At 43.8% G+C, this 14,981-nt stretch carries 17 protein-coding genes, 1 tRNA gene and 1 pseudogene; 1 reads left to right on the top strand and 18 read right to left on the bottom strand.

Annotation, left to right across the window (positions count from 1 at the left end; genetic code table 11):
• Nucleotides 1-353: 353 nt before the first annotated feature.
• From tehB to RWS39_RS04725, 17 genes and pseudogenes are all read right to left on the bottom strand, one after another.
• Nucleotides 354-1,217, bottom strand: coding sequence for an SAM-dependent methyltransferase TehB (gene tehB, locus RWS39_RS04805; RefSeq protein WP_314481054.1), 864 nt, complete (start codon nucleotides 1,215-1,217; stop codon nucleotides 354-356).
• A gap of 215 nt (nucleotides 1,218-1,432) precedes the next feature.
• Nucleotides 1,433-1,513 (bottom strand): annotated as a pseudogene (locus tag RWS39_RS04800) (SsrA-binding protein); the annotation flags it as partial.
• Between the two features lie 41 nt (nucleotides 1,514-1,554).
• Entirely contained in the window at nucleotides 1,555-2,517 is a 963-nt protein-coding gene (locus RWS39_RS04795; protein WP_314481064.1) for a hypothetical protein, read from the bottom strand.
• 230 nt (nucleotides 2,518-2,747) lie between these two features.
• Nucleotides 2,748-3,674, bottom strand: coding sequence for a hypothetical protein (locus tag RWS39_RS04790; RefSeq protein ID WP_314481052.1), 927 nt, complete (start codon nucleotides 3,672-3,674; stop codon nucleotides 2,748-2,750).
• Nucleotides 3,675-3,830: 156 nt separating this feature from the next.
• On the bottom strand, nucleotides 3,831-4,298 hold the full coding sequence (gene smpB / locus RWS39_RS04785; protein ID WP_002894882.1) for an SsrA-binding protein SmpB: 468 nt from the start codon (nucleotides 4,296-4,298) through the stop codon (nucleotides 3,831-3,833).
• On the bottom strand, nucleotides 4,261-6,609 hold the full coding sequence (gene rnr, locus RWS39_RS04780) for a ribonuclease R (protein ID WP_314481050.1): 2,349 nt from the start codon (nucleotides 6,607-6,609) through the stop codon (nucleotides 4,261-4,263). The genes smpB and rnr overlap by 38 nt, the downstream gene beginning before the upstream one ends.
• Nucleotides 6,610-6,692: 83 nt before the next feature.
• Nucleotides 6,693-6,926, bottom strand: coding sequence for a preprotein translocase subunit SecG (secG, locus tag RWS39_RS04775; RefSeq protein ID WP_005590722.1), 234 nt, complete (start codon nucleotides 6,924-6,926; stop codon nucleotides 6,693-6,695).
• 41 nt (nucleotides 6,927-6,967) lie between these two features.
• The gene (gene rpmG, locus RWS39_RS04770; protein WP_005590723.1) at nucleotides 6,968-7,117 is read right to left on the bottom strand and encodes a 50S ribosomal protein L33; all 150 of its coding nucleotides are present in this window, start codon (nucleotides 7,115-7,117) and stop codon (nucleotides 6,968-6,970) included.
• On the bottom strand, nucleotides 7,117-8,313 hold the full coding sequence (locus RWS39_RS04765; protein ID WP_390896043.1) for a multidrug efflux MFS transporter: 1,197 nt from the start codon (nucleotides 8,311-8,313) through the stop codon (nucleotides 7,117-7,119). The genes rpmG and RWS39_RS04765 overlap by 1 nt, the downstream gene beginning before the upstream one ends.
• A 10-nt stretch (nucleotides 8,314-8,323) precedes the next feature.
• Complete coding sequence (gene coaE, locus RWS39_RS04760; protein ID WP_314481048.1) at nucleotides 8,324-8,917, bottom strand: dephospho-CoA kinase; 594 nt, start codon at nucleotides 8,915-8,917, stop codon at nucleotides 8,324-8,326.
• 5 nt (nucleotides 8,918-8,922) lie between these two features.
• A complete protein-coding gene (mutM, locus tag RWS39_RS04755) occupies nucleotides 8,923-9,747 on the bottom strand; it encodes a DNA-formamidopyrimidine glycosylase (RefSeq protein WP_314481046.1) in 825 nt (274 codons plus the stop codon).
• Nucleotides 9,748-9,774: 27 nt separating this feature from the next.
• Nucleotides 9,775-10,251, bottom strand: coding sequence for an NUDIX hydrolase (locus RWS39_RS04750; protein WP_314481044.1), 477 nt, complete (start codon nucleotides 10,249-10,251; stop codon nucleotides 9,775-9,777).
• A 56-nt stretch (nucleotides 10,252-10,307) separates the two neighbouring features.
• Nucleotides 10,308-11,207: a GTPase Era gene (era, locus tag RWS39_RS04745; protein ID WP_125373310.1), complete on the bottom strand. Its 900-nt coding sequence runs from the start codon at nucleotides 11,205-11,207 to the stop codon at nucleotides 10,308-10,310.
• A gap of 15 nt (nucleotides 11,208-11,222) precedes the next feature.
• Nucleotides 11,223-11,627, bottom strand: coding sequence for a diacylglycerol kinase family protein (locus tag RWS39_RS04740; RefSeq protein WP_288932012.1), 405 nt, complete (start codon nucleotides 11,625-11,627; stop codon nucleotides 11,223-11,225).
• Nucleotides 11,608-12,105, bottom strand: a complete 498-nt coding sequence (gene ybeY / locus RWS39_RS04735) for an rRNA maturation RNase YbeY (protein ID WP_314481039.1) — start codon at nucleotides 12,103-12,105, stop codon at nucleotides 11,608-11,610. The genes RWS39_RS04740 and ybeY overlap by 20 nt, the downstream gene beginning before the upstream one ends.
• A gap of 139 nt (nucleotides 12,106-12,244) precedes the next feature.
• Nucleotides 12,245-12,317: transfer RNA gene (locus tag RWS39_RS04730), tRNA-Thr, on the bottom strand.
• Between the two features lie 49 nt (nucleotides 12,318-12,366).
• Nucleotides 12,367-12,936, bottom strand: a complete 570-nt coding sequence (locus tag RWS39_RS04725; RefSeq protein ID WP_314481037.1) for a GNAT family N-acetyltransferase — start codon at nucleotides 12,934-12,936, stop codon at nucleotides 12,367-12,369.
• Between the two features lie 175 nt (nucleotides 12,937-13,111).
• Between RWS39_RS04725 and ald the strand changes: the two genes are divergently transcribed.
• On the top strand, nucleotides 13,112-14,224 hold the full coding sequence (gene ald, locus RWS39_RS04720) for an alanine dehydrogenase (protein WP_314481035.1): 1,113 nt from the start codon (nucleotides 13,112-13,114) through the stop codon (nucleotides 14,222-14,224).
• Between the two features lie 189 nt (nucleotides 14,225-14,413).
• Here ald and RWS39_RS04715 read toward each other — a convergent pair whose 3' ends face one another.
• Nucleotides 14,414-14,974, bottom strand: coding sequence for a DUF3267 domain-containing protein (locus tag RWS39_RS04715; protein ID WP_314481034.1), 561 nt, complete (start codon nucleotides 14,972-14,974; stop codon nucleotides 14,414-14,416).
• Nucleotides 14,975-14,981 lie beyond the last annotated feature (7 nt).

The raw sequence follows: 14,981 nt of genomic DNA, 5'->3' as shown, positions 1-14,981 counted from the left end.
GAACATTAGTCTGAGCAGTATTTTCTTCATAGTCTATCTCCTTTTGACTATCTGCGGGGCTGGAATCAACTCCCAGTCTAAACAACATAAACCGTAATACCTTAACATTCCTACTTTAGTATACTCTCTTTCTAATCTTTTTGCAAGCGTTTACATAAAATTGTGTATATTTTTTATCTAATCTATATTTCCTCTACTTTTTTCTCGAATCAGAGCAAATAAACTAAAAAATAGCCCCATCTTATTTAGAGAAAAGGCTATTATTTTTTGTCTTATCAGAAAGTATCCTGCTATAAAATCTTTATAAGCAATTCACTAGAGATTTTAGCAGAGCCGACTTGAGCTTAAAGAATTTATCTCACTTTTTTAGCCAACATAGTCGCAAAGCGCAGCTGAATTCGATTACCGTTTTCATCACGGCGATGGAGGTGGCCAGGATTTTCATTGTACTTGACCAGCTCCCAGTCCTTGTAATACTCGGCAAGCTCACCTTCCTTAAAAGTAAAAGGAAAAGGCACAGAGCATGGGAAGTCTTCTGTATCCATAGCACAGACGATGAGATTGTAACCACCAAGCGCTGTCTGCTCCTGCATATTGCGGATAATATCTGGAATCCGCTCCGCCTGCAGGAACATCAGGACAACGGTGGAAACAATCAAATCATAAGTCTGGGTCAGACTAGCTGAGTTGATATCGTAGCTACCCACTGGCAGATCTAAATCTTCCTGTTCCACAATGCTACGTAGGATCTCCAGTGCCAGCTCATTCTGATCTACGGCCGTCACTTCAAAGCCTTGCTTGGCCAGAAAGAGGGCATTGCGACCTTGACCGCAGCCTAGATCCAAGGCCCGTCCTGGTCGGACTGTTTGCATAGCTTCCAAAACCTCTGAGTGCACTGGATTGCTGCCGTATTTCTTAGGGAAATAATCCTCAGGTCGACAGTAAAATTCTAAATACCACTCCAAATCATCTGTCAGGGCTTCGACCCGATGCCAAGCTTGGGGCTGGGCGAAAGGATTGTCCTGACCGGCCTCAAAGATATGCTCATCCAGCTCCTCACCTTCCTCTGACATCTCGACAAACTTAAGTCGTCCCTTGAGCACCGTGATTTTACCCCAAGTTCCCACTTTGGTATTGTGCTTTCTCTTGACTGCTTCTGGCATGGTCTCAGCAGTCCACAGCGGCATACGTTTATAGGCTAGTAATTCTTCTGTCATAAAAAATCCTTTCTCTGAAAGCCAAATTTCAAAATTTTAACTGTCTTTATCATACTCGAAAAGAGCAGACTTGACAAGTGCTAGGGTATTCAAGGTATCACTAGCAAAAAAGCAAGAAATGATTAAGTAGTCAATTCTTGCTCATATCATACATTAAGTTTTATGTTATAAATTATATCCCTGTACCTTATACGACGGCTTGTTCTGAAGAGCTTTCATCTTGTATTAAAGTTCTTCATCTGCCTTGCCATGTCGCGGTTTTTCTCGCGGCGTTTGATGGACTAGCGCTTGTCGTAAAAGTTATTTGTCAGTAGTTTTATCGTTTTCCCTGTAGACTCTAGTTTTCTTTTTGTGGATGGGTTTCAACCCACTGCTTGAAATCATTAAAAGATCGAATCTGCGTTTTCTCTCCAGTTGTTTCATCTGTGGCATAAAGTTCCATTACATCCTGATCTTCGGGCGCAAACCAATGAATTAAATCATTAAACCACTCCTCCTCATTGTATTGGTCTGGACGGAAATAGATTTTATTGCCTTCTTTTATATTTGTCCCAATTTCTGGATAAAGTTTTGCAAAATTAGTGCCTGAAAGATCTAAATTACCTTTATCATAAGAAGCCACTAAGTAACCCGGTCCATATCCTAAGTGATAATTTGATGTTGAAGAACTAATCTGACTCTCTATACCTCCTTTTTTCCAATTGGTAGCCATAGGCGAAGAAGCCTCCACAGGAAAAATCGTGATATCCTCTTTACTTAAAAATTCATTGAACTCATTTTCTGACATCTTCTTTTCGATTTTTCCCGTATCCAACGACAGAATTACGTATATAGTTTTTTCTATCTTACCGCCTTCGTTCGAATACATGCTAAAGGATAAATACTCTTTTCCATCCCTTGAGAACTGCTCCTGAATCTGCTTTAGCCTATATGTATTCTCTCGTCCTAACAAACTATAGATATCGACTTCTTTGCTAGTTATTTTGGTAGAATCGTGCAAATTATATATCTTGATTTTGAAATATTCCTCTTTATTTACTTTAGATGAACTTACACTGTCATATTCATCCAAGCTGTTGTATTTAAAATCCGTTATATAATTTTGACTATAGCGAAAAGAATCAGTTTCTTTACTGCCAACTAAAACATATTTATCTTTATTAAATAGCTGTATTCCTTCAACACAATATTCACTCTTAGCATATTCTTTCTTCTTCCCACCTAGAAAAAAAGTCAGTGAAGCCACGGAAGTCAGAATCAAACAGAATATAAATATGAAAAATTTTTTATTGAATTTCATTTGCTTACCACCAGTTTTTAATTCATCTAGCCATTTAATTTGATAGTCCTCGGAGTCATTCCACTTTTTTTCATCAATCATTCACCAAAAGTGGTCATCTTCAAACCTCATCCTTTCCATTATAGCATAAATCAATTGACAGAGTTGAATGCTAAAAAAGACCGGTCGCCCAGTCTTTTAATGTCATTAGTCATCTTCCCCTATAGCTACTGTTCACTTCTTTGCCCATCTCAATCATTTTGATGTGACTCTTTCCACTTTAAAAAATCTTCATAAGAATTAATAGGTGTTACTTCATTAGTTTCCTTATCAGTTATAGAAAGAGAAAGCTTATCTTGCCCTACTGGAGCAAACCAGTGCATTAGTGTATTATACCATTCCTCCGGGCTAATATTGCCCTGGCGTGTGTAAATTATTCCCTTACCAGAATTCATTTTTTTAACAACCTCAGGGTAACGTTTCGAGATATTTAAATCATCAGGTATTTTACTTCCTTTGACTGACCTAGAACCGATGCCTTGAAAGTCTGAAGCAAGACCGTATGAGTCAGTAAGGTGATCCCACAAGCCAGAGGTGATGGATACTTCATCAAACTGTAATTTAGATTTGACAAATTCTTTTGAATAATCAATTATCTCCTCAGTATCCACATTAAAGAGGATTTCTTTAATTCTCGGTGAGCTGTTTTCTTTTATTAGCCTAATGTAAATATAATCTTGCCCTTGAATGTTTAGAATATCGCCAGATAAGTCAACCCCAAACGAAGGATCATAATGTCGAACAATTTCAAAAATGTCCAATCTTTTCTTAAACTTCTTCGTCTTTAGATCATAGACATTAATAAAGTAATACTCTCCTTCATTCTGATGACTATCAGCTCGATTTTCCTCACTATAATCGAAGCTCCAATCATCCAAATAAAAATTATTTTGCCCAACTTTTAATGCATTAAAGCCCTGTTCAGGTGTCTTACTTGTCACAAACACAAGCTTTCCATCTTCCAATTGCTCAAATCTAAGATCATCAACATAAAGTGTATATTCACTCCTGAAACGCTCCTCTTCTACTGGCGATTGGTGATAAAGGAATAGAGCTCCGAATAAAGCCGTAAGAAGAATTATGAAAAAGATACTTTTTTTTGATTTTATAACTTTCATTCCTTAACCTCAAGTAATTTTCTGAAGAACTCGTTACATATTTATATACGCCATCTATCTGTAAGAGAGATTCCGAATTACATTCCTCATCCTTTCCATTATAGCATAAATCAAAAATCAGAGTTGAATGTTAAAAAAGACCGGTCACCCAGTCTTTCATCTTGTATTAAAGTTCTTCATCTGTCTTGCGATGTCGCGGTTTTGCTCGCGGCGTTTGATGGACTCGCGCTTGTCATAGTCGTGCTTCCCTTTAGCTAAGCCCAGAAGCAGCTTGGCATAACCGTCCTTGAGATAGACCTTGAGTGGCACCAGTGTCATGCCAGTTCCCTTGGTCTCCTGCTCCAGCTTTTGGATCTGCTTCTTATGCAGCAGCAGCTTTCTGCGGCGCTCAGGCTCTTGGTTCCAGATATTGCCCTCTTCATAAGGGGCGATATGGACATTGCTGAGCCAGGCCTCGCCATTCTTGATCTGGGCAAAGCCGTCTTTGAGATTGATACGGGCTGCGCGGACGCTCTTGATTTCCGTCCCCGTCAGCACCATGCCGGCCTCGATGGTGTCTACGATGGTATAGTCATGTCTGGCCTTTTTATTTTGCGCGACGACCTTTCCTTCTCCCTTTGCCATGCTTGGCTCCTTTCTTGACTAGTTCCTTGTAAAATGCCTTCTGGCTCTTGCCTTTCTTGGACTTCTTATCTTTCTTATCTCTGTTGCCTTTTTCTTTGGAAGAATGGCTGCGCTTCTCATCCTCACGGCGTCTATTTCTCCCTGACCTGCCTCTGCTACTCTTGCTAGTCTTTTCTACCAGGTCAAATTCACTAGGCAGGTATTCAAAGTCAATCTCGCCCGTAGCCTTATCCGCTCGGACCAGCTTAATGCGAATCTGCTGACCGACCTTGAAGACCACGCCAGACTTTTCTCCTTGCAGGGTCATAGTCCGCTCATTGTAGCTGTAAAACTCTGGCAGGTTGGTAACATGAATCAAGCCCTCTACCGTATTGGGCAGTTCGACAAAGAGTCCAAACTTAACCACGCTTGAAACCACGCCGTCAAACTCTTCTCCAACGAATTCTTCCATGTACTCAGCCTTCTTCATGGCTTCAACTTCACGCTCGGCCTCAATAGCCCGACGCTCTCGGCTGGAAGACTGACTGGCAATCTCTGGAATCACTTGCTCAAAATGCTCTGCTATTTCCTTAGACTTAGCATAATCCCGTACCATCCGGTGAACCAGAAGGTCAGGATAGCGGCGAATCGGACTGGTGAAATGCGTATAAAACTCCGCTGCCAGACCATAGTGGCCGTGATTGTGCTCAGAGTAGCGAGCCTGCTGCATGGAGCGCAGAAGCATCATGGATAGGACATCCTCATAAGGCTGGTCTTTGACCGCCTCCATAATATCCTGCAGAGCCTGCTGACTCATGGAGCTAGCCGTCCCGTATATCCGAATCCCAAAGCTAGAGGCGTAATCGATAAACTTCTGTACCTTCTCCGCTTTGGGCTCCTCGTGGATCCGATAGATAAAGGGCAGATTTAACTTAGCAAAATACTCAGCCACCGTCTCATTCGCCACCAGCATAAAGGACTCAATCATGCGCTCGGCAATACCCCGCTGACGCAGGACAATATCCACTGGCCGACCTTCCTTATTGACCATGATTTTGGCTTCGTTGGTATCAAAGTTGAGCGCACCGCGTTTAAAGCGCATGCTTTCCAGAATCTCATGTAGACGAACCATGCTGTCAATACTAGGTAAAATGGCCTTGAACTGCTCGGCTTTTTCCTGATCACCTGCGATGATGTCGTTGACATCGCTGTATTTCATGCGAAAGGTCGTCTTGATAACAGTCTGGGTGATGGTATGCTTGACCACGCGCCCCTTGGCATCAATCTCCATGATAGCCGACTGGGTCAGCCGATCCACATTGGGATTGAGGGAGCAGATACCGTTGGACAGGCGCTCTGGCAGCATAGGCACCACGCGGTCAGTCACATAAACAGAGGTCGCCCGATTGAGGGCTTCCTTGTCCAGCTCAGAACCTTCTTTGACATAGTGGGACACATCTGCGATATGGACGCCTAGCTCAAAGTTGCCATTTTTCAGGCGCTTGATATGGACAGCATCATCCAAGTCTTTGGCATCTGCTCCATCGATGGTGAAGGTAATCTCTTCACGCAGGTCCAAACGCCCTTCCAAATCACTCTCTGTCGGTGCATCTGGAACTCGCTCGGCCTCTTCCAAGACCTTTTCTGGAAATTCGGAAACAATGTCCATCGACTCCAGCACTTCCAATACATCGATACCTGGATCGTTGACATGGCCGACCACATCAACCAGACTAGCCACGAAGAAATCGTGTTTCTTGGTCGGATATTTGTCAATAGCGACCTTGAGTACCTCTGTACCGTCCAAAACCATAGCTGGTTTTTTGACATAAATAGGCTGACGGATTTTCTGATTTTTCGAGCGGATATAGCCCGCATACTTGGGCTTTTCCCCATCCAACACCAGCTGGCCAACTGCTGACGTCAGGCTGTGTTCCAAAATGTCAATAATCTTAGCCTCAGCTGACGTTCCCTTGATGCGATCTGCTACCTTGGTAATGACCACTTCCACCGTATCGCCATCAATGGCATGATTGACATCATTGCGGCCGACAAAGAGGTCATCCTCTTCCTCATTCAAGGTGACAAAGCCAAAGCCATTCTTGTGGGCATGAAAAACACCCTTGAGCGTCAGACGCTCCTGCTTTTTCTTCTCATAAAGCTCAATCCGCCCCTTGTCATCAAAGCGAAGCTGATGCTTTCTTTCCATCTGGGAGATGGTCTTGACCAAGGCACTAAAATCCTTGGAAGACTCTTTCCCCAAAGCAGCTGCCAGCTCATGTACGCTAGCCTGCTGCCTGTCTTTTAAATATTCTATAATTTCTTCTTTCATACTTTCTTTCTATACTATGAGGGGATCTTGATATTGTCCCTTTTAAACTTTAAAAAAAGGCCAAGACATAGTCAGAGCCCATTTTATTTACTAGATAATACTGCCAAAATCAAGGCAATCAGCAACCAGACAAAGATCAGAAATCCGGTCAGACGCTGCATTACAGCTTCAAATCCACGTGCTTTAGACCGCTCAAAAAGGTCGTTGGCACTCGAATCAAACACGTTACTAGATTGGTTTTTAGTTGGTTGCATGAAAATAGCAATGACAATAAAACCTGATAAAATGACTAAAATCGTTAATAATAGGCTATACATAAATAAAACTCCTTAAAATCCTTTCTATTTTACCATAAAATCTACTTAGATTCAAGATGTAAGGTTACTTTTCTTTCCTTGGGGCAGTACTTCAATACCTCAATCTTATCAGGATGAGTCTTACTATTCTTACTAGTTAGATAATTTTGACTGCCGCAACTGGAGCATTTCAAATGAATTTTAACGCGCACTAGATTTCCTTCTTTTTCAATAAATTTCCAAAACAAAAAAAGTTGATGAAAAGACTGACTGCTACCAAACCTGCTGTAGCATAAAAGACTGAATGATAGCCTGCTGTCGCTGCAATAGCCGAGCCCGACATAGGACCGATGACACCACCCAGATAAAAGAAAATCTGGTTGTAGCTGAAGATTCGAGAAATCCCAAACTTAGGCGTGATTTTACTCAATAGAGCATTGACTCCCGGCACCAAAGCTCCGGTCCCTAAACCAAACAAGAAACGGTAAAAACCGAGTTGGAGCGAAGAGCCTGCATGAGCACAGAGCAGGTAAATGATAATAGAATAAAACTGAGCTAAAACGAGCAAACGATGATTGCCCATCCGATCTCCCATACGGCCTAAAATACTTGAGCTCAGCATACTAGACAGTCCCATACTCGAAACAATCAGGCCAGATACAAAAATCAGATTGTCCGTTTGGCCTAACTCCCGAATATAAAGGGAAAGAATCGGACCAATAGACTGGGCTGCAAACTGGATAACAAAGCTAGTCAGAAAAAGAGTTAGCAATAGCTTGGGATATCTAATCTGGCGAATGAGTTCCCCAAAGCCAATCTCCTCTTCCTTGGTGACTGGCCTAAAATCTTCTCGGATAAAAGCAGCCGTCATCAGGGTCGCAATCAGAAAGAAAAAGCCAATCAGTAGAAAGACATTGCGGATACCAAAAACTTCAGCAATCACTCCACCAATCAAGGGTCCCATGAGATTGCCAGCGACGACACCAGTTGCCAAAGTTCCCAGCGCATAGCCCGTCTTTTCCTTAGGAACCTGACTGGCAATCAAGGCTGTGCTGTTGGGCACATAGCCCGCAAAAACGCCGTTGAGAAAGCGCAAGACCAAGAGCCAAAAAATATTAGGCACAAAGGCAATGCCACCCATGGTAAAGACCATAGCCGTAGCAGCCCGAATCATCATAGGTTTACGGCCATAACGGTCAGCCAAACTGCCCCAGACAGGGGATAAAAAGGCTGCCGAAACAGCCGACAGAGCAATGCCAAGACCAGCATAATACTCCACCTCATGACCACGCGCTCCTAGCTGCTCCACAAAAAGGGGCATGAAAGGAGTGACCAGAGAAATACTGGCACCTGTCAGGAAATTCCCAAACCAAGCGATTTTCAGATTATGTTTCCAATTTACTTGTATCGTGATAAAATCATCTTCTTTCTGTTTTTAAAAGCCGGTCAACTTGAGCCAAAGTCTCCTCTAGCCCACCATTATTCTCAATGAGCACATCCGCCCTCTTTCGCTTTTCTTGGAGAGATAGCTGAGCTGCTATGCGTTTTTCTGCTTCTTCCAGACTGAGAGCATTTCGAGCCATAAGACGACTGAGCTGAGTTTCCTCCGTCACATCTACCAGCCAGATTTGGTCAAACCAGTTATCATATTCTAACTCAAACAGCAAGGGAAGATCCATGAAAAAGATATCTTCTGTCTCTGCCAACAAGTCTCGTCTGCCAACCAGTTCCTCTCGGATAATCTCGTTCTGAAGCTGGCTAGACTGCGCCAAGAGGTCTGGATTCCCAAAAATCATGGCTCCCAGCTTGGGGCGATCCAATCGTCCATCTTCCTGTAAGATAGCTGTGCCAAAGGTAGATAAAAGAGCTTGATACAGTCGTCCTCCCGGCTCCTGCAGCTCATGTACCACTTGATCCGCATCGACGACTTGGTAGCCCTGCTGCCGCAAAAACTCTGTCACTGTCGACTTACCCGAAGCAATGCCGCCGGTGATACCAATAATTCTTGCCACTACAGCTACCTCGCTTTCTGACAATGAGGACAGAGATGAGTACCACGTCCTCCCAGCTTGATTTTCTCAATGGGACTGCCACATCTAGCACAAGGCTGACCAGTCTTTCCGTAGACCTGCAGAAAATCCTGCATGGTGCCATCTTCGCCCAAAGCATTGCGGTAAGTCCGAATGGTCGATCCTCTCTTTTCAATCCCCAGCTGCAAAACTTCTATAATCTGCTCACGTAGCCGCTTGACTTCTGCAGGCTTTAAACTAGCTGCTGGCCTTACCGGATGAATCCGCGCCCGCCAAAGGGCCTCATCTACATAGATATTGCCCAGACCAACGACTAAAGTCTGCTCTAGCAAATAGGGTTTGATGGGCTTCTTGGAACGACCTAAAGCTGCTGCAAAAGGTGACAAAAGAAAGTCCGCCTCTGTCGGCTCAGGACCAAGCTTTCTGGCAGCAAAATAAGCCTCCAGCTGATCCTTTCTCAACAGTTCCATGGTCCCAAACTTGCGAACATCCTCATAAACAAGCGTCCCACCATCCGTCATCTCGAAAAAGACATGGGCATGCTTGCGCTCAGGCACCGCATCAGGATAAAAAAGATACTTGCCTTCCATTCGCAGATGGGAAACCAGCACTCCGCCTGTCAGGTAAAAGAGCAAATACTTGCCCCGACGGCCAATCCTTTCAATGGTCTGACCTGGCAAGTCATGGACAAAAGCATCCACTCCCGTACCAATCATCTTAGCATAGCGGACTCGCACCTGCCCAATCGTCTTGCCAGCAACCAGACGCTCCAAACCGCGCCGAACCGTTTCCACTTCAGGTAATTCAGGCATAAAGCTCCTTTCTTATTCTTTTACATCTCAAAGCCCCATAGCAAAGCTGTCTGAGAAATACTCATCCAGCATCAGGCGGTGTTTATCTGATACATTTTCCAGCTCTGCTATTTCTTCTTTAGAAAAGAATCCTAAACGCAGTGTTTCCTCGTTGTGAAAATTGGAAATATCAACATTCTCCAGTGCCTGGAATTCATACAGAAAGACAACCGTCTGCACTTTGTCACCATTAGGATAAGATTCATCAAAATTAGTATAAACATTCAGCAAGCGCTTGGCTTCAACAGCAATGCCTGTCTCTTCGTGAAATTCGCGCACGGCTGCTTGCAAAGAAGTCTCCCCGAGCTCCATAGCTCCACCAGGAATCGCCCATATTTTTTTATCGCCTCGCAACTGCAGAAGCACACGACCCTCCTCGTCTGCCAGAATCCCACCAGCAAAATTCAAGATAACCTTATCATGCCCCACCTTGGAGCGAATATAGGAGATGTAGTCTTGATTCATTCTATCTTCCTACCTACGATTCAATCGATAACCAGAAATGAAAAATTCTTACTCTGTTAATATTCCTTCTCATTATAACCGAAGTCTGCCAAGTCCAGCTTCTTGTCCCGCCAGTTTTTCTTGACCTTGACCCAGGTTTCAAGGAAGACCTTATCTCCCAGCATAAGCTCGATATCGCGACGAGCCATGGAACCAATTTTCTTGAGCATAGAGCCGCCTTTACCGATGATAATGCCTTTTTGGCTATCTCGCTCGACCATGATGGTCGCTCGGATGTGGACCTTGTCCGTCTCCTCGTCTCGCTTCATGCTGTCAACAACTACCGCGACTGAATGGGGAATCTCTTCACGAGTCAGGTGTAGAACCTTTTCGCGGATCATTTCTGAAACCAAGAAACGCTCTGGATGGTCGGTAATTTGGTCTTCTGGGAAATATTGGAAACCTTCCTCCAGATTTTCACTAAGAATATCAACCAGACGGGAAACATTGTTACCCTGCAAGGCTGAAATTGGCACGATTTCTTTGAAATCCATCTGCTGACGGAAATCATCAATTTGCGCCAAGAGCTGATCCGGATGGACTTTATCAATCTTATTGACCACCAAAATAACTGGCACCTTAGCCGCTTTCAGGCGTTCGATAATCATGTCATCGCCCTTACCACGCGGCTCATCAGCCGGTACCATGAAGAGAACCGTATCTACCTCACGCAGGGTGCTGTATGCTGCTTCCACCATGAAATCGCCTAAAGCTGTCTTAGGCTTGTGAATGCCTGGCGTGTCGATAAAGACAATCTGCTCCTTATCCGTCGTATAAATCCCCATAATCTTGTTGCGGGTCGTCTGAGCCTTATCGCTCATGATAGCAATTTTTTGCCCCATGACATGATTCAAAAAAGTTGATTTACCGACATTTGGTCGGCCTAAAATGGCTACAAAGCCTGATTTAAAAGTCATTGTTCTATTCCTTCTCTAAAAAATAATATCCCACAGTTTTGGCAGAAAGATAATCAAACCTGTGATAACTGCAAAACCAGAAACCACCAAAACTGCACCAGCCGCCATATCCTTGGCATTCTTAGCCCGCATAGAAAAGTGATAGTCACTAGCCAGATCCACAACATTTTCAACAGCTGAATTCATGATTTCAAAGGCGATCACCAAAAAGATGCTTAGCAGCAAGAACAGCCACTCCGTCGCTGAAATCCGAAAAATCAAACCTGCAATGATGGCAGCTACAGCTGAAAGAACATGGCTCCGCATATTCTTTTCTTCCTTAAAAGCTGTGAAAATCCCCGTCAGGGCAAACTCCAAGCTCGATATGACATCTCGATTTTTCCACTTGCGCTTGTTTTTTTTATTGTCTCGTAAGTCCATAAGCTGTCAAAATTTCTTCCTGTAAGCCAAACATTTCTGCTTCTTCTTCTGGTGTATAATGATCGTAGCCGTTGATATGCAGAAAACCATGCACCGCCAAAAAGCCCATCTCCCGTTCAAAGCTGTGGCCGTATTCTTCTGCTTGCTCCCGCGCCTTGTCCACCGAAATGAAGAGCTCACCAATATAAGCATCAAAATCCTCCAGCATCTCAGCCAGCTCAGGATTATCCGCTAAATCTTCCTCGTCAAAGGCAATATCCAGCTCTGGCTTGTATTCCAAGCTGATGACATCCGTCGGCCGATCTGTGTCTCGGTATTCCAAGTTGAGCTCATGGCTGCGCTCATTAGACACAAAAGTCACAGCCATTTCCTTATTTTCTTTACCCGTCTTCTGAGCCGCAAACTCCAAGATTTCCTGAGTCTGCTTGATGATTTCTTGAGAAACCTGACTGGTTTCATCCACCATTTCGATATACATATTTTACCTGCCTTGCTAATATTACTTTTATTATATCATATTTGGGCGCCTATGAGAGCCACAAGCATTGCATTTAAACGAGGAGAAATCCTAATTCAAAACCAAAAAAGGCTGAGAAAATCTCAACCTCTTTATCTAGTGCTAATTGCCGGGATCGAACCGGCGACCTCATCCTTACCATGGATGCGCTCTGCCTACTGAGCTAAATCAGCATTACCTATCTACTATATCATGTAGATAGGTACTTGTCAATATTCTTTCTCATTTTTTTGCAAAATATTGGTCCCTAGTCAGATAGTAATGCACCCGTGTCACTATGCGCCCTTCCTCATGCTGGTCCAAGGCTGCGTAAGGCTCTTCGTGCGAAAAGATCATGCCTGACTTTTGCATGACACGGCCAGATGCTGGATTATCCGCATCGTGCAGCGCTACAAGTTTATTCATGCCGATTTCTTCAAAAGCCAGCTCAAGTACTGCCCAATTGGCCTCAGTCGTATAGCCCTGATTCCAGTATTTTTTATGGATCGCATAGCCGATAGCTGCCGTTTTCAAATCCAAGCGAATCTTATGCAGGTCAATCGTTCCGATAAAGTCGCCAGTCTCCTTCAGCTCGATTCCCCAGCGCCCCAAAGGATTAGCCAAGTAAAACAAGGCAATATTATTGCGGGTTTCTTCTAGATTTTTGTTAGCCTCAAAGGTATAGCGGACATTCTCCTCATCCGAAGCATATTCAAACATGGCTGGTGCGTCATCCAAAGTCACCGGACGCAAGATCAATCGTTCCGTCTCAATTCTGGAATGTTGGCTCAGTTTAACATAGATATTTTCCATCTCTTCCTCCTGATTTTTCTTAACAGAATAGCATAATTCCCTGCCTAAAACAATCCTTTTTTTCTTGCTTTTTGCGCCAGTTTCCTTTAAAATGAAAACATCACAATAATTGACCTAGGTCCCTTTGTAGTCCTGTATTCGGAGATCCTAGCGTTAGAAAAAGGAGTAAAGCTCTATGTTAATCGGAATTCCAAAAGAAATTAAAAATAATGAAAATCGCGTTGCCCTGACGCCAGCTGGTGTACACAGTCTTGTAGGAAAAGGCCATCAGGTTTTGATTGAGACAAATGCTGGACTTGGATCTGGCTTTGCAGATGAAGACTATGAAAAGCAAGGTGCAAAAATCGTTGCTACCGCTGCTGAAGCCTGGGCAGCTGAGTTGGTTGTTAAGGTTAAAGAACCGCTGGAAGCTGAGTACCAATTCTTGCGTGACGACCTCCTACTCTTCACTTACCTGCACATGGCCGCTGCTCCCGAATTAGCCCAAGCTATGGTAACTGCTAAAACTACAGGGGTAGCCTACGAGACTGTACGTGACGGACAAGGTCAACTACCACTCTTAGTACCTATGAGTGAGGTTGCTGGCCGTATGGCGGTCCAAATCGGAGCTCACTTCCTAACCAAGCAAGCAGGTGGTTCTGGCGTTCTCCTTGGCGGTGTACCAGGCGTGCCAAAAGGTAAAGTCACCATCATCGGAGGCGGTGTTGTAGGAACTCATGCAGCCCGTATTGCTCTGGGACTAGGCGCTCAAGTTACTATTCTCGATATTAGCGCCAAACGTCTATCCGTACTGGAAGAAGTCTTTGGCAACCAAATCCAAACCCTCATGTCCAATCCATTTAACATCGAGGCAAGCGTCCGTGAAGCAGATGTCGTGATTGGAGCCGTGCTTATTCCTGGTGCTAAGGCTCCAAAACTGGTGACTGACGATATGGTGAAGCAAATGCGCCCTGGTTCTGTCATTGTTGACGTGGCCGTTGACCAAGGTGGCGTTATCGAGACTGCTGACCGCGTGACAACCCACGATGAGCCAGTTTATGAGAAACACGGTGTTCTCCACTATGCAGTAGCCAATATCCCTGGTGCCGTGGCTCGCACTTCTACCATCGCTCTGACCAATGTCACCCTTCCTTATATCGAAGCGTTGGCTGGCAAAGACTTCAGACAAGCTATTGCAGACGACGCTGGATTGCGTGAAGGTGTCACAACCTATCATGGCCACATCACTAGCCAACCTGTTGCAGAAGGCTTAAACCTCGACTACACTTCTATTGACGAACTTGTCTAATCATTTTTCCTCTTATATACAAAACCCGAAGGAACTTCTAGTCCTTCGGGTTTCATTTGTCTTAAATTTAAACTTAATATCACGCTGCCATCCATTTAGACAGGATCAACAGTGCTCCAAATCTTGAAATTATCAAATATGTTACTCTTTAATAGTCATTTTACAAGAAGTATCTAATGCCAGTGATTCCTAACCCTGACTAGGCTCTTCTTTCTGGTAAAAATTCATCCCAACCTCAGTATCCTCGACCAGAATATCATCAGTCTGGCCCAACAGCAGCAAAGCGATGTAAAAGTCACCAACACAGCCCGCAGCATGAATACTAGCTAGAGGCATGTAGAGAGTTGGACTGAGCAAGCCCAGCATAGCCAGTAAGGTCAGAAGCAAGCTAATCAAAACAAAGGGAGCCAAACCAATGACCAAAAAGTCCTTACGATTGTAAAAAGTTCCTGGACTAGTCGCATAAGCCATCCCATTTTTAAAACCAAACTTTACCTTGGCTTTCCCTTTACCAAAAAACTTGAAGAAGAAACCGTGGATGTACTCATGGATGACGACAAGGATAAAGGCAAAAACTAAAAAATAGGCAAGATCTAGACCCGAAAAATCATAATGATCGGCTCGGAAGATTAGCTGGGTCAATTTCGCAAAAAACATGGAGAAAGGAAAAATCAGTAAGAGCCCTGCTACATTTAGACCGATTACATATTTCTTTTCTTCCATAAAGTTGATTTTTTTAATGAGTTTCATAAAAGCT

It is taken from the genome of Streptococcus cristatus (assembly GCF_963529205.1).
GTDB lineage: Bacteria > Bacillota > Bacilli > Lactobacillales > Streptococcaceae > Streptococcus > Streptococcus cristatus_O.
Note: the sequence above shows the minus strand (reverse complement) of the source record. Positions and strands in the feature narration are given on the sequence as shown.